The sequence below is a fragment of the Micromonospora sp. DH14 genome (genome assembly GCF_029809455.1).
Lineage (GTDB): Bacteria > Actinomycetota > Actinomycetes > Mycobacteriales > Micromonosporaceae > Micromonospora > Micromonospora parva.
On the sequence record NZ_JARVKT010000018.1, the window covers coordinates 92726 to 114236 of the forward strand.

A 21511-nucleotide genomic window follows, 5' to 3' on the forward strand; every position below is an offset into this window, starting at 1 on the left:
CGGCTCGCCGGTAACCGCGCAGTCGGGCCTCATCCGAACAGAGGTGGTGCGGTGAACGCCGAGCTGCGGCAGCTCATCGAGGAGCTGCGGGCCGACCTGGCCGATCTGCCGGAGAGCCTGGCGTACGCCGAGTTCGGCGAGGGGGCGGCCATCGACGCCGTGCCGGCGGGGCTCCCGGCCGACCTGCGGGATCTCCTGCTGGTGGCCGACGGGATCCGGGCGGGTCGGGTCGAGCTGGCGTCCACGTCGACGCTGCCGGGGATCCAGTACCACCTGGACTACGCGCCCGACTTCTCGGCCATTCCGCAGAACCGGGCCGGCTGGCTGGTGATCGGCACCCGCAGCGACGAACCGGTCTTCATGGACCGTGGCACCGGAGCGATCTGGTACTTCCCACCCACCGGCACCGAGTGGTTCATGGCCGACGCGTTCGAGGAGCTCGCCCCCGACGTGGAATCCTTCGTGGACTACTACCTGCTCGGGCCGGGTTACGCCGACCTGACCCCCGCCGACGACCGGTGGTTCGCGTTCCTCGACGAGCAGGGCCTGCTCGACGAGGACGACGAGGACCCGAGCTGAGTCAGACCGGGCTGATGTGCGCGGCCAGGACCCGCCAGCCGTGTGGGTCGTCGTGGACCCAGGTCCGCGTGTAGCGCAGCCGCGCCGCGAACGGCACCCCGTCGAGGGTTCCGGACACCCGACCCAGGAAGAACGTGACCCCTGTCCTACCGACGACGAGCAGGTCCAGTTCTTCCTCCACCAACTCCTCGACGACCGAGCGGCGCTCCCGGTGGGCGGTCAGGTCGTCCTGCTTGGTGAGCGCACGCCCGTCCGGGCCGATGGCGATCAGCTGGTCGACCAGCAGTTGGTCCAGGGCGGCGACGTCGCCGGCTCGCTGGGCGGCCTGCAGGGTGCGCTCGGCGTCGAGCAGCTCCGCCTCACGTGCGCTGTCCGGCATCGTGGCGTCCTCCTGTTCGGGGCTGAGCCGGGGCCACCGTCGGCCCGGGCTGTCCGCATTGTGACAGCCGTCGTGGCCCGCGTGGGCGGGGATCGCCGCCGACGTTCACAGACTCAGGCGAATCCGTACGACGGTCTCCCCGGGGCCGGTGAGCACCGCCACCTCGTCACAGATCTGCTCGACGATGGCCAGCCCGCGACCGCGTACCGAGTCGGCGGCCGGCATGCTGCGCCCGAACACCCGCGTCGGCCCGTGGTCGACCACGTCGCAGAACAGCTGACCCGACTCTGCCCAGAGCCGGACCCAGCCGCCGCCGGTGGTGTGCTGCAACGTGTTGGTGGCCAGCTCGCTGACCGCCAGCGTCAACAGCTCCACCCGCTCCGCCGACAGGCCGCGGGCCAGCGCCCCAGCGCTGACGAACGCGCGCAGCGCTCGCACGTCGGTCGCGACCTGGTACGCCATGGTGTCCGTGGCGTGGGTCGGGACGTTCTGCTCGGCCACGGCCTCCCGTCGCTCTCCCGGCATCAGCCCGCCCGACGCGGCTGCCCGGCCGGCGGCACCGCGATCCACGCGGGTGTCGTCGGCGTGCGAGCCTCGAAGTGCGCCATCGGGCAGCCGGAACCCTTCTCGTAGCGACAGCTGTTCCTCACATCATGTCATCCACTGACCCGTTGGCCGTCTCGTCCGTTCGGCGGTTGATCACCTGCGGGCCGGATCGCCCGGCTGGGCTCGCTGGCCGGACGCGGTCACCGCGCGGCCGGGTCGGACTCGCGGCACGGCGCCGTCGCGGCGGTGGACGGGTTCGCCGTCACTGGCGGATGTCCAGGGCGCCGATCAGCCCGTCGCGCAGCGTGAACCGGTACCGCAGCTCGACCGGGCTGCCAGGGAAGTCGCCGGACACCCGGGTGAGGGCCAGGTACGAATCGCCCGCCTGCGGAGTGAGGCGGACCGGCTCGGCGGTGTACGAGTAGGCGTCCATGGTCTTCTGCCGCCAGGAGCGGATCGAGGCCCGCCCGTCGTACACCCGATCCTCGTCGGCGACGCTCGCGGTGTCGGCGAAGCAGGCGACGAAGGCGTCCAGGTCCCGGTCGTTGACGGCCCGGAAGTACCGGTCGATCACGTCGGGCAGGTCGAGGGCCATCTGCTCCTCCTGCGGCACGGGCCGCCGTCGGGCAGCCGTCGGGTTCCCGGTCCGACCTCACCGTACGAGAAGCCGACGGCGTCGCGCGGGGCAACCAGCAGAACCATCGCGCCGGCCGTCGGGTTTGCTGCCGCGTGGCCCGGGTAGCCACGCGTCTCCGAGGCGAAGGGCGGGGACATGGCCGAGCTGGCGTTCGTCGACAAGGTTGCGGCACGCGCGAATGTTTCGCCGGAGCAGGCGCGCCCGCTCACCGAGGCGGTCCTGCGGACCCTCACCGAGCGGCTCAGCGGCGGGGAGGCGGGCGCGTTGGCTCCCCACCTGGCCGACGAACTGAGCCCGCTGCTGGTCAAGGCGGCCGAGCCGGCCGAAACGTTCGACTACGACGAGTTCCTGCGCCGGGTGGCCGACCGCGCCGGGATCGACCGCCCGGCCGCCGAGCGGGGCACCCGCGCGGTGTTGCAGACGATGCACCGGGTGGTCGGGCACCGGGAGTTCGAGGACGCGCTGGCCCAGCTGCCGGCGGACCTGCGGGCGCTGGCGCAGCCGCTGCCGCACGGCCCCTGACCGACGCCCCACGGCCGGATGCCGGGTGTCGATGACCGTTCGGTCCCTGGTGCGCCGCTTCGACACCGGATCTACTGTGCGTTACCGAACGAACGCACAGTGGTGATGGCCCGCGCCCGTCCGCCGGGTCGTCGCCGCTCCGACCAGAGGAGCGTCCCCTTGGCGTCCATGGTGTCCCCGCGTCCCCTGCTGAGTGCGGCGACGACCGTCGTCGCGCTGATCACCCTCACCCCCGCTCCCGCCGCCGCGTCCTCACCCAGCTACCGGGTCGTCGATCTCGGCACCCTGAGCGGAGGTGACGGCGCTGCCACGGCGATGAACGACCGCGGCGACATCGTCGGCTGGAGCACCGTCGCCGGCGGCGCGCGGCACGCCGTGTTCTGGCGTCACGGTGTCATCACCGACCTGGGCGTGCTGCCGGGTGACACGGATTCCACCGCCGTGGATGTCAACGAGTTCGGCGATGTGGCGATCACCTCTTTCGGCTCGGACTACCTGACCCGAGCGGTGCTCTGGCGCGATGGCCAGCTCCGTGACCTGGGCACGCTGGGCGGGGAGAACAGTGTGGCGATCGGGGTCAACGACCGGCGGCAGGTGCTCGGCACCAGCGAACCGGCCGGCGACATGCCGCACCGCTTCCTGTGGCGCAACGGCGTCTTCACCGACCTGGGCCGGCAGTACTTCTACGAGTCCACCGCCGACTTCAACAACGCGGGAGACGTGGTGGGTGGGTTCAACGTGCCGCCACAGGACTACCCGTGCACCTGCGTCGGCGGTCGCCTGCGCGACGGGGTGCTCACCCAGATCGGCAGCGAGGCCCTCGGGATCAACAACCGTGGCCAGGTGGTGGGCGCGGCGAACGGTCGGGCGTTCCGCTGGCAGAACGGGACACTGACCGACCTCGGCACGCTCGGTGGCGACTGGAGCCGCGCCACCGCGATCAACGACCGGGGCGACGTGGTGGGCCAGAGCAGCACCACCGCTGCGTGGCACCCGTTCCTCTGGCGCAACGGGGTGATGACCGACCTGACCACCCGGGGCGTGCAAGAGACCGACGTGATCGAGGACATCAACATCCAGGGCCAGCTCGTCGGCGCTCGGGGGAACCGGCCCGTGCTGTTCCGCTGAGCGTGCTCCCCACGCGCCAAACGGGCCGGGGCACGGCCTGATCCGCCGACCAGACCGCGCCCCGTCGTAGGTCAGCCGGTCACCCCGCTGCTGACCACCCACTTCTGGTGTGCGCCGCCCGCGTAGGTGCCGAGTTGGATCTGGGTGCCCTCGGCGGTGTTGCCGCCGGCGGCCTCCATGATCTTCCCGGACTGCGGGTTGCGGATCGACCCGTCGCTCTGCGGTTGCCAGACCTGCGCGCCGGTGCCGTTGCAGGTCCAGAGCTGGATCTTCGTGCCGTTCGCGGTGCCCGCGTTGTCCACGTCCAGGCACTTGCCGAGCGCGCGGTAGGTGTCGCCGACCCGGGTCCACGACTGCGCGGCGGTGTTGTTGCAGGTCCAGAGCTGGATCTTCGTACCGTCGGCGGTGCCCGAGTTGTCGACGTCCAGGCACCTGCCGCCGACGCCGGTGATGGTGCCGCCGGTCGGCGGTGGCGGACTGCCCGGGATGGAGTTGAGCGTGTACCACGCCTCGGTGCTCCACAGTGACTGGCCGGTGGTGGAGGTGAACGGGCGCGGCGAGCGCAGGTGCACCACCCGACCGGCCTTGCGACCGGGCACCACCAGTGTGACCTTCTTTCCGTCCGCCGACAGGGTGGCCGAGGTGACGGTCAGCGTCTCCTCGTCGATCTTCGGCCCGCCGTAGGCCGACGTCGCCACGTACCGCCATTGCTTGATCTTGTAGCGCGCGGCCAGTTCGGCGGCGGTCCCCGCCGAGACGGGCTGGGTGTACTCCACCTCGAAGCCGGTCGTGGTGGCGTGCATCGCGAGCATCTCGAACGTGGTGGAACCGTTCGGAGTGAGTTTCTGCAGGCCGTACGACAGCTTGCCGCTCTGGCCCCAGTTGCCGCCCGCGCCGAGCCCACCGACGTAGATCGCGCCGTCCGGGCCGATGTTGACCTCGGAGACGCCCGCCTCCAGGCCCTGGGTGAGCCGGAACAGGGCGCCCTGGTACTCGCCGTTGACCTTCTCCACGTTCGCCCGTTGCAGGCCGCCGTAGGTCACGTCGCCGATGACGAACTGGCCGGCGTACCGGCCGCTGGTCAGGTAGAGCGGCGTGCTGGGCGAGTTGGCGATCTCGTTCTGCGGCATCCAGAGCACCGGCTGCGTGACCGGGGCGGTGTCGAAAGGCCCCGCCGGGTTCGTGTAGTGGTTGAAGAACCGGCCCTGCTTGACGTGCACCAGCTTCGACGAGGGCAGCCAGCCGCCCTGGTTGTCGGTGACGAAGAGGCCGCCCTCCGGGCCCCAGCCGATGCCGTGCGGCGTACGCAGGCCGCCGGCGACGTAACTGACCGCGCCGGTGTCCTTGTTGACCTTGATGGTGGTGCCCCGGTTGGTGGCGGGTTGCGGGTTGGTGGTGGCGCCGCCGGAGTTGATCGACACTGACAGGTTCAGGTAGAAGAACCCGTCGGCGTAGAGCAGGCCGAAGGCGAACTCGTGGAAGTTGCCGCCGTAGGGCCAGGTGGCAACGGTTTCCAGGCGTTCGGCCGCCTCGTCACCGCCGGTGTTCACCAGCCGGGTCAACCGCTGTTTCTCGGTCACGTAGACCACCCCGTCGACGACCTTGAGCCCCATCGGCTCCTTCAGGCCACCGGCGATCTTCTTGGTGGTCACGGTGCCGGGGCTGGTCGACCCGCCGGTGTTGCCGAGGATCCAGACCTCGCCGTCCTGGGAGGTGCCGGACTGGTCGCTGCCACCCCAGGTGCTGATGACGAGCCGGCCGTCGGCCAGCCAGTCCATCCCGGTGACCTTCGGCTGGAAGCCGCTGGGCCGCAGGTTGGTCAGCGTGTAGCCGGGGTGTACGCCGGTCAGCGGCAGTCCGTCGCCGGGGGAGTCGAAGACCCCTTCGCACTCCTTGCGCCCGGGCGCGGTCACCCGGACCACGCCGGCGTCGGTGCTCAGCGCCGAGTTCGGTACGACCACGAAGGCCGACGAGCCGGGCGTCTTCCACTCCAGGGTGATCTGCTGCCCACCGCCGCGCTCGAAGTGGTCGATGCGCAGCGGGTGCAGACCGGCGGTGAGGGTGACCGTGCCCTCCTTGGGCGGGGTCGCGCCGTGCAGACCGTCGTGGTTGATCACCACGGCGTTGTCGATGGACAGCTTGGATCCGTCGTCGCTGCTGAGCCGGAACGTGTAGCTGCCGGCCTGGGTGGTGGTGATGTTGCCGAGCACCTGCGAGACGAAGTTGTCCTCGAAGCCGAAGTCGGCCGCCGAGGTCCAGTTGATGGTGGACATCAGCTTGTCCACGTTCGGGGTCTGGGCGGGCTTGAGGGTGCACAGCTCGGACAGCGGCACCTGCACATCGAAGACGCGCAGTGTGACGCCCGGTTCCTGCGCGGGGGCGGCGGTGGCGGGGACGGCCCAGAGGCCGGCGGCGAGGACGAGCGCCAGCGCACCGAGGGCGGGATGGTGGAGTCGGCGTAGCAGGGGTGTGCCCATCGTTCCTCCAGGAGGCGGTGGAGTGCCCGACGGCCGGCGTGGATCAGCGGTGAGGATGACCGTCGGCCCCGGCTCCGTAACGTCCTCGACGCCGACGAGTGACAGTGCGGAAACACCGGGTTGATGGGTCGAGACATTAAGGGGTTTCGATTGCACTGTCCATGGCTTCGCCTCGATACATCAAAAGTTTCCTATGTCTGTGCGAAAGTTCGAGGCGGTACGCGAAGAATGCCGGGTGCTGCGGTGGTCTACCGCCGTCCGCGCCGCGCCGGACCACCCGTCCGGGCGCCGGTCTTCCGAGCCGGACCCGCGGCCTTGCGGGTGCCGCCGCCGCCCCGACCCGCCGCGCCGGTCGGCCGGCGGCCCGCCGGGGAGGCGCCCCGCGTCGCCGGTCGACGGCGGGCCGCCAGCAACACCACCGCCGAGACCACCACGACGATCAGGGCCGGGACCAGCCAGGCCGGGAAGCCGCCGCCGCGCTGCTCCGGGGCGGCACCGGCCGGGTCGTCCGCAACCGCGCCGGTGGGGGCGACCGGGCTGCCGCTGGCTCCGGGGGTGGTCGAGCCCTTACCCTCGGCCTGGGCGAGCAGCGCCGGATCCGGCCCCGCCGTGGGCGGCGACCAACCGGCCGGGGCGGGCGTGCCGGGGCCCTGGTAGTCGAAGCTCACCTCGCCCCGCACCGCCTCACCGTCGGAGGCGACGGAGAGATAGCTGGCGGTGTAACGGCCCTTCGCCGGCCAGTGGGCGACGGTCACCATGGCCGGAAAGCCGGTGTGGTACAGCCGTGGCTCGAACACGCCGTTGACCATGAAGTACTCGGTGACCGGCTTGTCCAGTCGCTTCGGCTCACCGTGCGACCAGCCACTGTCCACCCGCGACCCGTCCGGCCCGGTGACGGCGAAGTGCGCGTTCGAGGCCGGCTTCTCGGTGAAGTACAACGCCAGCTGCGTCAGCGGCTCGCGTACCACGGTGCCGGTCAGCGGGGTGGAGGTCGCCAGCTGGCCGTGCGCGTACGCCGGGGCGACCGGCAGCAGCAGCGACACCGCCAGGGTCGCCGCCAGCGCCGCCACGGTACGGCTCAGAACCTTACGCACAGTGACCAGCTTCGATCGCATTCGTTCATCATGGTCATTTCCCCGGCACCGAACAAGACGTAGAGTTCTCCTCCCCGACGATCAAACCGACACCCGTCCCCCTCGCGTCGTTCGGAGTCCACCCGTGTTCGTCCGTACCCCCGCCGCCCGCACAGCCGCGACCGTCACCGCCGTCGCCCTCGCCGCCCTGCTCCTCGCCGGTTGCGGGCAGGACGACGACCCCTCGGTGGGCACCCCCTCGACGGCGCCGACGTCCGCCGGCCCGTCGGGCGCCACCCCCACCGCACCCGCCCCGACGCCCACCGGCACTCCCAGCGCCGCCGCCAGCACCCCGGCGGTGGACCGACAGATCACCGTGACGATCGCGAAGCGGCGGGTCGATCCGCCGACCGGTCGGGTCACCGTCAGTAAGGGCGAGCTGGTCCGGATCACCGTCACCTCCGACGTGTCCGACGAACTGCACGTGCACGGCTACGACCTGGGCGCCCGGCTGCCGGCCGGTACGCCTGGCTCGGTCGAGTTCCGCGCCGACCAGACCGGACTGTTCGAGGTGGAGACGCACGACTCCGAGCTGGTGCTCTTCCAGCTCGTCGTCCGCTGAGCGGCATGACGGCCGCGCCCACGCTGCTGGCCCACGGTGCCGGTGGCCGCCAGGACCTGCCGATCACGCTGCCGCAGCTCGTCGTCGCCGCCGCGCTGACCCTCGTCGTCACGTTCGTGGCACTGGGTGTGCTGTGGCGCGAACCCCGGCTCGACCGGGACGCCACCGGCGGTCGCCCCGTGCCGCGCTGGCTCGGTCGACTCGTCGACGCGCAGACCGTCCGGTGGGCGCTGCGCGGGCTCGGCCTGCTCGCCGCCGCCTGGTTCTGCCTCGGCCTGCTGGGCGGGCCGGACACCGCTGACAACCCGACGGCCGGCACGCTCTACGTCCTGCTCTGGGTCGGGCTGGCACCGCTGTCGCTGCTGCTCGGCCCCGTCTGGCGGGCGGTCAACCCGCTGCGTACCGTGCACCTGCTCGCCGCGCTGGCCGCGCGGCGCGACCCGCACCGCGGGCTGCGTGAACTGCCCGACGGGGTCGGATGGTGGCCCGCCGCCGCCACCCTGTTCGGGTTCGTCTGGCTGGAACTGGTCGCCCCCGACCGGGCCACCCTGCCGGTCATCACCGCCTGGCTGGCCGGGTACGCGGTGCTCCTGCTGGTCGGCGCGGTGGTGTTCGGCGCCGGCTGGTTCGACCACGCCGACCCGTTCGAGGCGTACAGCACAGTGATCGGTCAGCTCGCCCCGCTCGGCCGGGCCGCCGACGGCGTCCTGGTGTGGCGCAACCCGCTCGACGGGATCGCCGGTCTGCGTCCCCGCCCCGGGCTGGTCGCCGTGGTGATCGTGCTGCTCGGCTCGACAATGTACGACAGCCTTTCCAACGCGCCGGGCTGGTTGCGCTTCAGCCAGGAGAACGGCCTGCACCCGGCGGTCACCGGCAGCGCCGGCCTGAGCCTCGTCATCGCCGCCGTCGCGGTGGCCTACCTCGCCGCCACCGGCGCCGCGGCGCGCATCGGTCGCGCCGACCCGGCCGAGGCCCGTGCCGTGCCGGGCGAGATCGCCCACTCCATCGTGCCGATCGCGGTCGGGTATGTGGTGGCGCACTACTACTCACTGCTGATCCTGGAGGGCCAGCGCACCGTCGCGTTGCTCTCCGACCCGCTGGGCACCGGCGCCAACTGGCTCGGCACCGCCGGCTGGGAGCCGCACACCGCGCTGGTCACGCCCTCCGGGGTGGCCACCCTCCAGATCACCGTCATCATCGTCGGGCACCTGCTCGGCACCCTGCTCGCCCACGACCGGGCCCTGCACCTGTTCCCCCGCGCCCGGGCGGTGGCCGGTCAACTGCCCCTGCTCGCGCTGATGGTCGCCTACACCGTCGCCGGTCTGCTGCTGCTCTACGCGGGGTAGTGCCGCCCGGTTCCAAGGCGTGCGCCATGATGGCCCGTGCACTCCGATCTTCAGCGCTACCTCGACGACCTGGTCACCGCCGCCCGGGACGTGCTCGGCACCGACCTGGTCGGCGCGTACGCCGCCGGCTCGGTCGGGCTCGGGGCGTACCAGCCCGGCCGCAGTGACGTGGACGTGGCGCTGCTCAGCGCCGGGCCGCTCAGCACCGACGCCAAGCAGGCGCTGGTCGCCCGGCTGCGGCACGAGGCGCTGCCCTGCCCGGCGCGTGGGCTGGAACTCGTCTGCTACGACCGGGCGGTGGCCGCCTCCGGCACCCCCGAGCCCGGCTTCGAGGTCGAACTGAACACCGGGGCCGACATGCCGTTCCGCCGCACCCTCGACCCCGCCGACCGCCCGGTCGTCGACGGCCGGTTCTGGTACGGCCTCGACCGCAGCATCCTGCACCAGAGCGGACTCGCGCTGCTCGGGCCGCCAGCGGGGGAGGTCTTCGCCGACCTCGCCCCGGCGGACCTGCGCCGGCTGCTCATCGAGGCGCTGACCTGGTGGCTCGCCCTACCCGCACCGCCGGCCGACCAGCCCGCACCCGGCACCGAGGACGCCGTGCTCGGCGCCTGCCGATCGCTGGTGCGCCACCGCGACGGCAGCTGGCTCGCCAAGACAGCGGCCGGTCAGCGGCTGATCGACGCCGGCGACCCGGCCGAGGTCATCCGGCAGGCGGTCGCCGCGCGGCACGGCGGGCCGCCGCCCACCGGGGCACAGGCCCGCGCCTTCCAGCAACGGGTACGCGACGAGATCGCCGGGTAGCGCTGCGCGTCGCGGCGCTCAGTCAACCGGCTCCGATCCAAGGTCGAGGACGAGGAGTGCCATGGGCGGGCCCCACGGCAGGACTGATGTGCCGACCTGCCGCCACCCGTTGCGCGCGTACACCTGTCGGGCCCGGGAACGGGGATCCGAGGCGAGAGTGGCATAGCGCTCCGGGCGGTCGGCGAGCAGCCGACGCATCAACTCCGCGCCGACGCCCTCGCCGCGGTGATGAGGGTGGACGATCCACTCCATGACAGCCAGCTTCGCCACGGCACGAATCTCGGCGGGCGGATCAGCGTCGGCCCGGGTCCACCAATCGCCGGTTGGCATGGTCCAGCCGTAGGCGGCACCTACCAGCGACGAGTCCACCGCGACAGTGACCAGGGTGAAACCGAGCCGGTCGGCCTCGCCAGGCAGACAGTCACGGAAACGGGCCACCTGATCGGGGCCTTCCTCGTACGGCGGCTCGGCGTACACACACTCGTACAGGTCGACCAGCGGGCCGAAGAAGGGAGCCGCGTCCTGGCCGTGGCTGGTGGTGTAGATCAAGGCCATGCCCGGATGCTAGACGCGTACCCGTTCCACCAGTTCGCCGTAGACCGGCCGGTGTCGTTCGGCCTCGGGAACGGCGGCGGCAACCTGCCGGGCGACCGCACGCACGAGTTCGTTGTGCTGTTCAGCGGGCAGTTGATCGAGTAGATCCGCCGCGAGGCGCAACCCGTCGGGGATGTGCCCGTTGCGGCACAACGCCGCCGCCTGGTGCAGCTGCACCTGCGTGCGTAGCCGCTGCTGCGACGGCGGGTACAGCTCCAGGGCACGCTGCTGTGCAGTCTCGGCAGCGCGCTGGTCACCGGCGTGGGCGTACACCCACGACTCGGTGTGCCGCAGCCGGTGCTCTGGCCACCCCCACAGCGACTCCACATCGACGGTCACCGTGGCGGGAAGAGCCTCCACCTGGTCGGCGAGGGCCCGTACCGAGGCCACGGCCTCGGCGTGTCGACCGGCAAGCGAGAGTGCCTGCGCCCGGCCCGCGAGCAGCCCACACGTGGCCGCCGAAGGCCTGCCGCCGAGCAACGGCAGCATGTCGTCGGCCAGCGCTATCACCGTGGTCGGTGTCCGCCCGTCGTAGCAGCCGTTCACCACGTCCCACGCCCGGGTGAGCACCCGCGTGTCGGCGTCACCCGACCCGTCAGCAATCCGGTGCGCGCTGGCCCGCCATCTGCCGGCCAACACAGTCTGTCCGCACGCGTTCAAGCTGAGCGCCACGATGACCGACAGGCGGCTGGCGACGCGTAGCAGCAATGGGCGTTGCTGCCCGTCGTCCGCGGCGATCTGGTGCTGCAACACGGTCAGGTCCCGCCCCAGTTGGGCCAACAGTTGGTCGCGTGGTCGGGAGTAGTAGCCGCGCCCGTGGTCCGCGACTATCTGGGCCCACTCATCGAAGTCGACATCGACGGCGGCGCTGAGCCCTTGCCGCAGGGCCTCCCAACCCGCGAGCCGGTCTACTGCGGGTGCCGCCGCGAGCGCGCCCATCGCCTGGAGGACCGATCGTCTGCGCACGTCCTTGTCGCCAGCCTGCCTACTCCCGTACGCCACCTCCAATGCGCCACCAGCAGACAACGCGCGGTCGTAAGCGGCCACCACAGCTGCGTTGGCGGGGCGGTCGCCGCGCTCAATCTGCCCGAGGTAGCCGAAGTCGTACGCGGTCAGCTCGGCGAACTTTCGCAGCGACCAGCCGGCGGCTTTGCGGTGCTGCCTGAGCGTGTCCCCGAAACCGTCCATCTCGCCCTCCGGCGTGTGGGCTCCCGTGTGGGCCCACTGCTCACGGCTGCCACACCCCTCAGCGTAGCGGCCACGCTACCCAAGTCGGTCGATCTCGGGCGGCACGAAAGGGCGCGGCGGGTCGCTGCCGGACGGGCGTGGCCTGTCGTAGCCGCTGGTTGTGGTGGCCCGCCGAAATCTCGCTCTGTGGGCCACCACGCAAAACCCTTGGGGGTAAACGTCATGAACTGGACTGGGAGAGCGCCGGCCGTGGACGTCGACGTGACGGTTCCCGCCGGAACCAAGCTTTTCCTACTGGCCGGGGAGTGGTTCTGCGAACCCACCGTGCTCGCTCGACGGGACGAGGTGGTGATCGTCGTGGCCATCCGTCCAGGGGCGATCAGCGGCCAGGTGTGGGTGACAGGGCATGTGTGCCGACGCCAAGATCCCCCGGAATGTGGCACCGGAGCCTGCTTCGAGCACCACGTGCTCGCCTCAGCGATCCGCCTGAACCTGTCCGGCCAGCGGTGAGCACAATTCGGCCCTTCCGGGTCGAGACAGGGCGGCACGGACTCGCGGGCCATCCGATGCGCGACGGCGAGGCGCACACTCCGCTGCGCCCGATGTGGCGTTGCCGGGCGGACGGCCAGCAGTGGCCCTGCCCCGACGCAAGGCTGCTGCTCACGGCGGAGTTCGACGACGACCCCTCGGGGCTGACCATCTACCTGGCGGGCATGTTCTCTGAGGCCGCCCAGGATCTCTACCACCTCAACCCCCACGACGGACCCGGTGCTCGGGAGTTGTACGACCGCTTCGTGGCCTGGGGTCGGCGAACCGCACGACGCTCAGCGGACCGGGCGGGACTCCAGCGAGGCGAACAGCAGGTTGAGACCCTCGGTCATGGTCGGGTGGGTGATGACCGCGTCGCGCAGGGCGGTCCACGGCATCGCGGCGAGCATGGCCAGCTGCACGGAGGTGATCACCTCGCCGGCCTCGGGGCCGAGCAGCGCCGCGCCGAGGATCCGGTCGGTGCCGGTGTCGATGACCGCCTTCCACATGCCCCGGGTCTGACGCAGGGTGCGGGCCCGCGGGATGGCGGCGACCGGCAGGTGGGCGACCTGGACGTCGTACCCGGCGCGGCGCGCCTCGGTCTCGGTCAGCCCGACCCGGGCCAGCTCCGGGGTGGTGAAGACGGTGTACGGGATCAGCCGATCGGTGGTGCTGCGCTGGCCGCCCGCGAGGTTCGCCCTGATGATCCGGTAGTCGTCCAACGAGACGTGGGTGAACTGTGGGCTGCCGGCGACGTCTCCGGCCGCCCAGGTGTGCTCGGCGCTGGTGCGCAGGTGTTCGTCGACCTCCACGAAGCCCCGTTCGCTGAGCCGTACGCCGGCCACGTCCAGGCCGAGCCCGTCGGTGACCGGTTCCCGGCCGGCCGCCACCAGCACGTCGTCCCCGATCACCACGCCGCCGTCGTCCAGCGTCACCCGCAACGCGCCGTCGGGGTCCCGGTCGACCCGCGCGACCGCCACACCCACCCGGACGTCGATGCCGTCGTCGAGGAAGACGCGCATCACCGCGTCGCTCACGTCGGGATCCTCCCGGGTGAGCAGCCGTGGACCGCCCTCGACCAGCGTCACCGCGCTGCCGAACGACGCGAACATCTGCGCGAACTCCACCCCGACGGTCCCGCCGCCGAGCACCACCAGCCGGGCCGACAGCCGATCCAGGCGCAGCAGCTCGTCGCTGGTGAGCACCCCGGCCTCGGCCATCCCGGGCACCGACGGCAGATGCGGGCGGGTCCCCGTGTTGATCACGACGTCGGCGCCGCGCAGCAGCCGCTCGCCGCCGTCGGCGAGGGCCACCCGGACGGTCCGTGGGCCGACGAACCGGGCCTCGCCGATCACCAGGTGCAGGCCGGAGTCCAGGAACTGCTGCCGGTTGGCGGCGACCATCCCCTCGACCACGTCCTGCTTGTGCGCGCGCAAGAGGTCCACGTCGACCCGGCCGCCGTCGACAGTGAGGCCGAGCGCCGACGCGTCCCGCAGTTGGCGGGCGGCCCGCGCGCTGGTCACCAACGCCTTGGTCGGGATGCAGGCGACGTTGATGCAGCTGCCGCCGATCATGCCGCGCTCGACCATGGCTACCCGCTGCCCGGATCGGGCGACGTCCATGCCCAACGTCTTCCCGGCCTTGCCGCCACCGACGACGAGCAGGTCGAACTCCTCCGGTTGGTCGGTCACCCGGCGCTCCTCTCGGTCACCGGCCAGGCCGGCGGCCACCGCTGGTGCACGGCGGCCAGCCCAGCCTGCCAGCTCCGTCGGGCGCGGCGATCCGGTTCCGCGCAGAATCCACCCGGACCCTGATCAGGTGCCGAGGACCCACGCGGCGGGCCCGGTGAGGGATCATCGGTGGATGCCTGACATCCCGCCGCAGTTCCGTGCCCGGGTCCGCCATGAGCCGGACCGGTCGTACGCGGTGCTGGTCGAAGGACCTGACGGGGAGACGCTGGCCGGTGCCACCGGCAGCCTGCGGGAGGTGCGCACGGTGGCACGCCAGGGTGCGGCCCGCCTGTTCGGCGTACCGGTGGACCAGATCGCCGAGGCCCGCCTGGACGTGGTGATCCCTCAGCCGCCGTACGGGCACGACGGGCAGTGGGTGCGCATCGTCTCCACCGACGACCCCACCGACGCGGAATCCCTCGGTCGGGCCGGCCAGGCGCGCTGGTTCGGCCACGAGGGCGCCTGGTTCGTCACGGTGGCCGGTTCCGGCACCGCCGTCTACCCCGGTGAGCACCTCGACTTCGCACCCGTCCTCACCGACGAGGAGGCCGCCGAGTTGCGGAGGTACCTCACTCGGTCAGCTCAGCCTCCTTCTTGAGTCGCTCAGCGGTGAACGACGACCGGGCGGTCGGCCCGGGCCCGTGCGGAGGTGCTCCGGGCCCGGGTGCAACCGCTGCTGAGGTCAGTGGCGGGCGGCGCCGTTCTCACTGACCGGCTGCCCGAAGGCCAGGAACGGCACGGGCGTCGGCGCGTCGGTGCCGATGTGCCGGGGGAAGATCGGCTCGGCGTCAGCGCTCACCTCACGGGCAGCCGTAGCGTCCGGCGCCGCCGGCTCGTCCGCCACCGCCGCCGCGCCACCGTGCTCGCCGTTCACCTGCTCGGCCGGGTCGTCGTCCACCTGCTCGGCCGGGGCGTGGTCGGCGGGGCCACTGTCGACAGGGGAGCGGTCGGACGGGGCGCGATCGGCGTCGGCGTCGGCCACCGGCGCTCGCTCCGTGGCGTGCCGGTCGACGCCGACGCGATCGACGGTGAGCTGCTCGACGCCGGTCCGCTCGGCTGCGGGCCGATCGGCGCCGGAGCGGGAACCCACCATCGGGTACTCCGCGGTCTCCGTACCGCCGGCTGCCGCGGCCATGACCGCGGCGGCGGCGAGGTCGGCCACCCGCTTGGCCTCCCGCTGCACGCGGGCGCGGACCTCCTTGGCGTGCCGCTCGGCGGAGTCCCCGGCCCGGCGGGCCTCGTCCAGGCGGGCGTTCTCGGCGGTGAGGTCCCGGCGGACCTCACTGAGCCGCTGCTGCATCCGGGACAGCTCGTTCTCCAGCGCCTCGCCCTCCTGGCGGATCTCGGCGAGCTGCTGTCGGCCGGTGTCCAGCTCGGCGTGCAGCTCCGCGGCCTCCTGCCGCCGCTCGTCAAGCTCCTTCTGCAGGGCGGCGAGCTGCTGCTGCTGGCTGGCGGCCTGCTCGTCGGCGCGGTTGCGCAGCTCGGTCACGTGCTGCTGCGCCTCGGCCAGCAGCGCGGCGATCTGCTGCTCGGTCGCGCTGCGCTGCTCGGCCAGCTCCTGCTCAGCGGCGGCCTGCTGTTCGGCGATGTCCTGCTCGGCGGCGGTACGCCGTTCGTTGACCTCTCGCTCCACGTTGGCCTGCCACTGGGCCATCTCCTGCTGGTTCTTGGCGCGGGCCGACTGCAGTTCCTGCTGGATCTGGGTACGGGCCGACTTCATCAGCGCGTCGGCGGCCACCCGGGTCTGGTTGAGCTGCTGCGCGCTCTGCTCGGTGATCCGCTTGGCCTCGTGCTGGGCGCGCTCGTGCGCGGCCTCACCGTCGGCCCGCAACTGCTCGGCGTGCTCGCGGATCGCCGTCAACTCGGCCTCGGCAAGGGTGCGCCGCTCCTCGTACGCCTGCTCCTGCTCGGTCCGCCGGGCGGCCAGCTCCTCGGCCAGGTCCTGACGTGCCTGCGCGGACCGCTCACGGGTGTCGGCGAGGATCCGCTCAGCTTCGCTGCGCAGTTCGTTCGCCCGGTCGGTGGCCGACTCGGTGATCATCCCGGCTTGCTTCTCGGCGAGTGCCATGATCTCGCCGACCATCGGGCCGAGGTCGTGGAACGAGGCGCGGTCCACCTGCACGGGCTGCTCCTGAAGCTCGGCCAGTTCGGCACGCAGCCGCTGCACCTCGGCGGTCAACTCACGGACCCGGACGGCGGACTGTCCATGCTCGCGGCTCAACATCGCGATCTGACTGTCGAGCTGCTCCAGGTGCCGGTCCACCTGGCGTTTGTCGTATCCGCGCAGGGCGAGCTCGAAGCTCGGCCGGGAGGCCGCATCGTCGCGTGCTGCGTGCGGCTCAGCGCCGATGGACATGCACCATCCTCCGTACGATCGGGGCGTCAGGGTCGGCGGTCGCCTGCCCCACGGGCCGTCAGTGTGGCGCAACGCTACCGCCGAGCGGACCTCATGCGAAGTCCTGCCCCACCCCCTCTCACGTTGTCGCCCCGCGTTCCCCCGTTCCCGCGCCGGTCACGGACTCGTAGTGCCGGAAAGGTGCTGCTCCACCACCTTTGTCATCCGGGGAAAGTCCATGATCGACGCAGGTCGACGTACGGACGCGGGGCGACGGCTCGGTGCGGGTCAGCATCGGCGGGCGACCAGGACCGCGTCGTGGTGGGTGACGTCCTCGCCGTCGGGGTTGGTGGCGAGACGGGCGCGTTCCTCCGCCGTCAGCACCTCCCAGTCGGTCGGGTCCAGATCGGCGGCCACCTCCTGCGCGGTGTACATCGCGTCCGGCATGTGCATCCGGTGCGCCGCCCCCCACAGGTCGGACGGGTGGTGGCCGACGAGCAGCAGGACGCCGCCCGGTGCCACCGCCGCGGCCAACCGGGCGAACAACTCCCGCCGCTGCTGCCGGGGCAGGTGCATGAACTGCGCGGACACCAGGTCGTACGCCTGCTCGGCGGGCGGCTTGTCCCGCAGGTCGACGTGGGTGAACTCGATCCGGTCACCGACGCCGGCGGCCTCGGCGTTCGCGGACGCCCGGCTCAGTGCCGTGCTGGAGATGTCCACCGCCGTCACCTGCCAGCCACGCGTGGCCAGCCACACCGCGTCGGCGCCCTCGCCGCTACCCACGTCCAGCGCCCGCCCCGGGGTCAGGTCGGTGACCTCGGCGACCAACTGCGGATTCGGCCGGCCACTCCACACCGAGGGTCGGGACTGGTAGCGCTCCTCCCACGCCGGCTCCTCGAACGTCGTGGCCACCAACTGCCGGTACGCGGCCACGGCGTCGCGGGTCTCCTCGGCGATGAGATCGGCGTTGATCGCCGCCGCGGCGGTCAACCCGGCCCCGGCGGACGTGATCACCTGTCCCCGGAGGTCGGCCACGTTGCCCGCCACCCAGACACCGGGGACGGTGGTCGCGCCGGTGGGGTCGGCCGGGATCTGGGCACCGATGACATGCTCGCCCATCGTCACCTCCTCCGGGGCCAGGCCCAGCCCCACCAGCAGGTCGGCGCGGGGGGTCAGTCGCGTCGCCACCACGATCGCGTCGAGCGCCACCACCCGTCCGCCGGCGAGCCGTACCCCGGTCAGCGCGTCGTCGGTCACCTCCACCTCGGCGACCGGGCCCGGCACCACCGTGATGCTGCGGGCGGCGAGCCGTTCGGCGGTCTCCGCGTCCGGTGCCGGGGTGTCGTTGAGCAGGAGCAGCACGGAGGAGCTCCACTGTCGCCACATCTCCGCCTGGTGCACGGCCAGGGGCCCGGTCGCCAGGATGCCGATGCGACGGTCCCGCACCTCCCAGCCGTGGCAGTACGGGCAGTGCAGCACGTCGCGACCCCACCGCTGCGCCAGGGCGGGCACGTCGGGCAGTTCGTCGGTCAGCCCGGTGGTCACCAGCAGCCGCCGGGCGCGCACCGGCTCGCCGTCGTCGAGGCTGAGCTGGAACCCGTCGTCGTCCCGGGTGGCGCTGCGCACCCGCCCGGTGCGGAACTGCCCGCCGTACCCGGCCACCTCGGCCCGCCCGACCGCGAGCAGCTCACCGGGCGGCGTTCCCTCCCGACCCAGGTAGTTGTGTATCCGGTCGGCGGGCGCGTTGCGCGGCTCCCCGGAGTCGATGACCAGCACCGACCGTCGGGCCCGGCTCAGCGCCAGGGCGCCGTTGAGCCCGGCAGCGCCGCCGCCCACCACCACCACGTCGTATGTCTCGTCCACCGCTTGTCCCCCTCGTGTTCTGTCGGCTGTCCCCACCATCCGCCGCCGCCAGCCCGGCGGCAACTATCCTTGCTGTTATGGCAAACGAGGACAGTGCCGCGCTGGCGGCCGTCGGCCCCCGGCTGCGTGCCCTGCGTCACCGACGCGGGACCACGCTCACCCAGCTCGCCGACCTGACCGGCATCTCGGTGAGCACCCTGTCCCGGCTGGAGTCCGGGAGCCGTCGACCGACGCTTGAACTGCTGCTCCCGCTGGCCCGGGCCTATCAGGTGGCGCTGGACGAACTGGTCGACGCCCCGGCCACCGGCGACCCCCGGGTGCGCCCCAAACCGATCGTCCGGCACGGCGTGACGTACCTGCCGCTGACCCGCCGGCCGGGCGGTGTGCAGGCGTTCAAGCAGATCTTCCCGCCGGACCCGTCCGCCGGAGGCCGGATCCCGCAGGTCCACGAGGGGTACGAGTGGCTCTACGTGCTCTCCGGCCGGATTCGGCTGCTGCTCGGTGACCGTGATCTGACGCTCACCCCCGGCGAGGTGGCCGAGTTCGACACCCACATCCCGCACCTCTTCTACAACCCCGGCCCGGGCACCGCCGAAGCCCTCAGCCTGTTCGGGCCGCAGGGGGAGCGGATCCACGTCCGCGCCCGTCCCGCCAGCCCGGACAAACAGCAGTGACCAACGCGGGTCGCGTGTTGTCGGGCGTCGCCGCGACCGGGACGCCCGACAACACGGACCGTCGGTGCGAAGATGGCGCGATGACCGACGCGGCATCCCGGCCCCGGAGCGACCGGATCGAGCACCGTGACATCGTCGTCAACGAGGTCCCGGGCTTCCGCCCGCTCACGTTGGACCTGGTCGTGCCCGTGGCGGCCCGCCAACCGGTCCCGGTCCTGGTGTGGATCCACGGTGGCGCGTGGCTGTTCGGCTCGCCCAAGCAGCCACCGGAGTGGCTCATGGAGGTGGATCCCTTCACCGCCGCCATCCGGGCCGGTTTCGCGGTCGCCTCCGCGCAGTACCGGCTCAGCGGCGAGGCGCACTTCCCCGCCCAACTCGACGACGTCACGGCGGCAGTCCGCTGGCTGCGCCGACACGGCGACACGTTGGGCGTGGACCACGAGCGGATCGGGGTCTGGGGCGAATCGGCCGGCGGACATCTCGCCTCGATGCTCGCGCTGACCGGGGACGACCAGGACGACACCCGCGTCCAGGCGGCGGTCTGCTGGTACGCGCCGTCCAACCTGCTGAGCATTCAGTCACAGGCCCACCCGGCCGGGACGATCGACCACGACGCCGCCGACTCGCCCGAGTCGCTGCTGATCGGCGCCCCGTTGGCCGGCAACCCCGAGCTGGGCCGGGCAGCCAGTCCGATCACCTACGTCACCGGCCACGCCCCGCCCATGCTGCTGGTGCACGGCGAGGAGGACCTGGTCGTACCGGTGGGGCAGAGCGAGGAACTCGCCGCGGCGTTGACTGCGGCCGGTGCCGAGGTCGAGTTGTCGGTGGTGCGGGGCGCCGACCACTGTTTCGTCGGGGTGCCGCTGGAGCCGCTGATCCGCGACACCCTGGTGTTCTTCACCCGAGTCCTCGCCCCCCACACCGGGGTGCTGCCGCCTCCGTAGGGTGACCCGGTGACCGCCTACGACGTCGCCGCCAAACTCCCCGACATCGACCGGCTGCGCCAGCGCTGCAAGGCCTTGGCCGTACTCGAGCGCATCATCGACGGCGGGGACCCCTACTACGCCTACACCTCGACCTGGGGCACGGACGAGGCGGCGCTGATGAGCAATGGCAGCGGCGACGAGTGGGCCGTCGTGTTCACCCCCGACGGCGCCTTCATCCGGCTCTTCGACCATGAATCGGCGATGTCGCCGTACCGTCATCCGGATTACGAGCTGTGGCCCGGTCTGGTCGACGGCGTCCCGGAGGTTCTGCGTTCTCAGCTGACGGAACCCGCCTTCTGCGACGAGGACGGTCGACTCGTGGCGACCACCGTGCTGTGGCGGCTGGTGGAGGACGACCGCTGGCACGCCGGTGACGGCATCACCTTCCCACCACTGCACCGACCGTACGACGACAGCGGCCCGGATGGGTCCGGCATGCTCGACATCCTGCTCGACGACATCGTCGACCGCTTCGTCGAATTCGCCGTCGACTACTACGAGATGACGGTGGACCGGGCGGCGGTCGAGCACATCGTTGCCCATCGGCCGCTCACCGACCGTGTGACGCGGGCCCTGAATCCGCAGCTCAGCGTCGCCGATCTGCGTTCCGACATCGCCGCGATCGGCTATCCGATCGCCGGGGACGGCACGCGCGACGGCGCCACGGTCCAGGTCGAACCTCATGGCGCGTTCTCCGTGAACAGCGTGGGACTGGCCGGTGCGCCCTTCCCGTTGAGCTTCAGTGTTCGCGAGACAGGCGGCTCCTGGATGGTGAATGCGACTGCGGCGCAGGCCGCCGAGCTGGCCGATGTGCTGATGCTCGCCGGGAACGACACCATCATGGTTGTCGGCGTGGAGACCAACAGCTTCCTGGACGAGGAGTATCAGCAGTGGCGGCCGTCACGGATCGCGGCCGAACAGGGCGTCAGCTTCGAGGTGCATGAGGTCCGCGCGCTGGCGGCTGGCGTCGTCGGCCTCAGCGAAGAGGCCCTGCTGATACCACGGGAGCAGCTGCCCCGGTTCCTGGCCGGTTGGTACCCCTTCGAGCTGACCTTTGTCGACGTGCCAGCCACGCCCTCCGCCGAGCGCATCGAGGAAATGGTGGTGACCATCGGAACGGCCACGTACAACCAGCCGGTCCTTCCCGCGCTGGCCGGCTCACGCCTGTTGTTCTCCGGGCATGACGACTGCTACGTGGCGATCGAAACGACGGACCCCGCAGTGCCTGCGGCGCTCCTGCGCCGGCTCCTGGTCTTGCTGGTCGGCTCGGCGCTTGTCGACACCACCGTGGTGGAGGTGACGGCGCCCGACGTCGAGACCGTGGAGCGGCTGATCGAAGAGAACCGGCATTGGGTCGGCGAGCTGGGCCCCGCGACGCGGGGCTCGGTGACCGTCGAGCTGCACGCCACGTCCGGGTCGTGGCGGCTCGGCCAGTCGCTTCCGAAGCAGGTCGACCGCACGATGGTCTACGACATCGCGGACAGGGTCTGGCGGTGACCG

The 21511-nt window shown here is 71.8% G+C and carries 21 protein-coding genes and 1 pseudogene; 12 read left to right on the forward strand and 10 right to left on the reverse strand.

The window, feature by feature from the left end; all coding sequences use genetic code 11:
- Positions 1–51 precede the first annotated feature (51 nt).
- Complete coding sequence (locus tag QCZ28_RS22415; RefSeq protein ID WP_279518492.1) at positions 52–579, forward strand: SUKH-4 family immunity protein; 528 nt, start codon at positions 52–54, stop codon at positions 577–579.
- A 1-nt stretch (position 580) separates the two neighbouring features.
- On the opposite strand, the gene QCZ28_RS22420 is transcribed toward QCZ28_RS22415, so the two are convergent.
- The 3 genes from QCZ28_RS22420 to QCZ28_RS22430 form a co-directional block, all read right to left on the reverse strand.
- Positions 581–958 carry a nuclear transport factor 2 family protein gene (locus tag QCZ28_RS22420; RefSeq protein ID WP_279518493.1) on the reverse strand — a complete coding sequence of 126 codons (378 nt, stop codon included), beginning with the start codon at positions 956–958 and terminating at the stop codon, positions 581–583.
- A 105-nt stretch (positions 959–1063) separates the two neighbouring features.
- Positions 1064–1483 carry an ATP-binding protein gene (locus tag QCZ28_RS22425; RefSeq protein ID WP_279518494.1) on the reverse strand — a complete coding sequence of 140 codons (420 nt, stop codon included), beginning with the start codon at positions 1481–1483 and terminating at the stop codon, positions 1064–1066.
- Between the two features lie 283 nt (positions 1484–1766).
- The gene (locus QCZ28_RS22430) at positions 1767–2099 is read right to left on the reverse strand and encodes a nuclear transport factor 2 family protein (RefSeq protein WP_279518495.1); all 333 of its coding nucleotides are present in this window, start codon (positions 2097–2099) and stop codon (positions 1767–1769) included.
- Between the two features lie 177 nt (positions 2100–2276).
- Here QCZ28_RS22430 and QCZ28_RS22435 point away from each other — a divergent pair, with 177 nt between their 5' ends.
- Positions 2277–2663 carry a DUF2267 domain-containing protein gene (locus QCZ28_RS22435; protein WP_030335491.1) on the forward strand — a complete coding sequence of 129 codons (387 nt, stop codon included), beginning with the start codon at positions 2277–2279 and terminating at the stop codon, positions 2661–2663.
- Positions 2664–2831: 168 nt separating this feature from the next.
- On the forward strand, positions 2832–3791 hold the full coding sequence (locus QCZ28_RS22440) for a hypothetical protein (RefSeq protein ID WP_279518524.1): 960 nt from the start codon (positions 2832–2834) through the stop codon (positions 3789–3791).
- Between the two features lie 71 nt (positions 3792–3862).
- Here QCZ28_RS22440 and QCZ28_RS22445 read toward each other — a convergent pair whose 3' ends face one another.
- Positions 3863–6268 (reverse strand): ricin-type beta-trefoil lectin domain protein, encoded by a 2406-nt coding sequence (locus QCZ28_RS22445; RefSeq protein WP_279518496.1) that lies wholly within the window; start codon positions 6266–6268, stop codon positions 3863–3865.
- 248 nt (positions 6269–6516) lie between these two features.
- On the reverse strand, positions 6517–7383 hold the full coding sequence (locus tag QCZ28_RS22450; RefSeq protein ID WP_279518497.1) for a copper resistance protein CopC: 867 nt from the start codon (positions 7381–7383) through the stop codon (positions 6517–6519).
- A gap of 103 nt (positions 7384–7486) precedes the next feature.
- Here QCZ28_RS22450 and QCZ28_RS22455 point away from each other — a divergent pair, with 103 nt between their 5' ends.
- From QCZ28_RS22455 to QCZ28_RS22465, 3 genes are read left to right on the forward strand one after another with little or no spacing between them, the layout of a single operon-like run.
- Positions 7487–7963 carry a hypothetical protein gene (locus QCZ28_RS22455; protein ID WP_030335497.1) on the forward strand — a complete coding sequence of 159 codons (477 nt, stop codon included), beginning with the start codon at positions 7487–7489 and terminating at the stop codon, positions 7961–7963.
- Between the two features lie 5 nt (positions 7964–7968).
- Complete coding sequence (locus QCZ28_RS22460; protein WP_279518498.1) at positions 7969–9309, forward strand: hypothetical protein; 1341 nt, start codon at positions 7969–7971, stop codon at positions 9307–9309.
- Positions 9310–9345: 36 nt separating this feature from the next.
- Positions 9346–10113 (forward strand): nucleotidyltransferase domain-containing protein, encoded by a 768-nt coding sequence (locus QCZ28_RS22465; RefSeq protein WP_279518499.1) that lies wholly within the window; start codon positions 9346–9348, stop codon positions 10111–10113.
- An 18-nt stretch (positions 10114–10131) separates the two neighbouring features.
- Here QCZ28_RS22465 and QCZ28_RS22470 read toward each other — a convergent pair whose 3' ends face one another.
- Positions 10132–10668 (reverse strand): GNAT family N-acetyltransferase, encoded by a 537-nt coding sequence (locus QCZ28_RS22470; RefSeq protein ID WP_279518500.1) that lies wholly within the window; start codon positions 10666–10668, stop codon positions 10132–10134.
- A 9-nt stretch (positions 10669–10677) separates the two neighbouring features.
- A complete protein-coding gene (locus QCZ28_RS22475) occupies positions 10678–11895 on the reverse strand; it encodes a helix-turn-helix transcriptional regulator (RefSeq protein WP_279518501.1) in 1218 nt (405 codons plus the stop codon).
- Between the two features lie 249 nt (positions 11896–12144).
- Here QCZ28_RS22475 and QCZ28_RS22480 point away from each other — a divergent pair, with 249 nt between their 5' ends.
- Positions 12145–12405 carry a hypothetical protein gene (locus QCZ28_RS22480; RefSeq protein ID WP_279518502.1) on the forward strand — a complete coding sequence of 87 codons (261 nt, stop codon included), beginning with the start codon at positions 12145–12147 and terminating at the stop codon, positions 12403–12405.
- A gap of 74 nt (positions 12406–12479) precedes the next feature.
- Positions 12480–12728 (forward strand): annotated as a pseudogene (locus QCZ28_RS22485) (hypothetical protein); the annotation flags it as partial.
- Here the strand turns inward: QCZ28_RS22485 and QCZ28_RS22490 are convergent.
- A complete protein-coding gene (locus QCZ28_RS22490; protein WP_279518503.1) occupies positions 12720–14114 on the reverse strand; it encodes an FAD-dependent oxidoreductase in 1395 nt (464 codons plus the stop codon). The pseudogene QCZ28_RS22485 and the gene QCZ28_RS22490 sit on opposite strands and share 9 nt — an antisense overlap.
- Positions 14115–14286: 172 nt before the next feature.
- Between QCZ28_RS22490 and QCZ28_RS22495 the strand changes: the two genes are divergently transcribed.
- Complete coding sequence (locus QCZ28_RS22495; protein ID WP_279518504.1) at positions 14287–14751, forward strand: hypothetical protein; 465 nt, start codon at positions 14287–14289, stop codon at positions 14749–14751.
- 84 nt (positions 14752–14835) lie between these two features.
- Here QCZ28_RS22495 and QCZ28_RS22500 read toward each other — a convergent pair whose 3' ends face one another.
- A complete protein-coding gene (locus QCZ28_RS22500) occupies positions 14836–16509 on the reverse strand; it encodes a DivIVA domain-containing protein (RefSeq protein WP_279518505.1) in 1674 nt (557 codons plus the stop codon).
- Positions 16510–16776: 267 nt separating this feature from the next.
- Positions 16777–18351 carry an NAD(P)/FAD-dependent oxidoreductase gene (locus QCZ28_RS22505; RefSeq protein WP_279518506.1) on the reverse strand — a complete coding sequence of 525 codons (1575 nt, stop codon included), beginning with the start codon at positions 18349–18351 and terminating at the stop codon, positions 16777–16779.
- 77 nt (positions 18352–18428) lie between these two features.
- Between QCZ28_RS22505 and QCZ28_RS22510 the strand changes: the two genes are divergently transcribed.
- The 3 genes from QCZ28_RS22510 (at position 18429) to QCZ28_RS34560 (ending at position 21508) form a co-directional block, all read left to right on the forward strand.
- Complete coding sequence (locus QCZ28_RS22510) at positions 18429–19025, forward strand: XRE family transcriptional regulator (protein ID WP_279518507.1); 597 nt, start codon at positions 18429–18431, stop codon at positions 19023–19025.
- An 80-nt stretch (positions 19026–19105) separates the two neighbouring features.
- Positions 19106–19969: an alpha/beta hydrolase gene (locus QCZ28_RS22515; RefSeq protein WP_279518508.1), complete on the forward strand. Its 864-nt coding sequence runs from the start codon at positions 19106–19108 to the stop codon at positions 19967–19969.
- Positions 19970–19978: 9 nt separating this feature from the next.
- Positions 19979–21508, forward strand: coding sequence for a hypothetical protein (locus tag QCZ28_RS34560; protein WP_347815124.1), 1530 nt, complete (start codon positions 19979–19981; stop codon positions 21506–21508).
- The last annotated feature ends 3 nt before the right edge of the window (positions 21509–21511 follow it).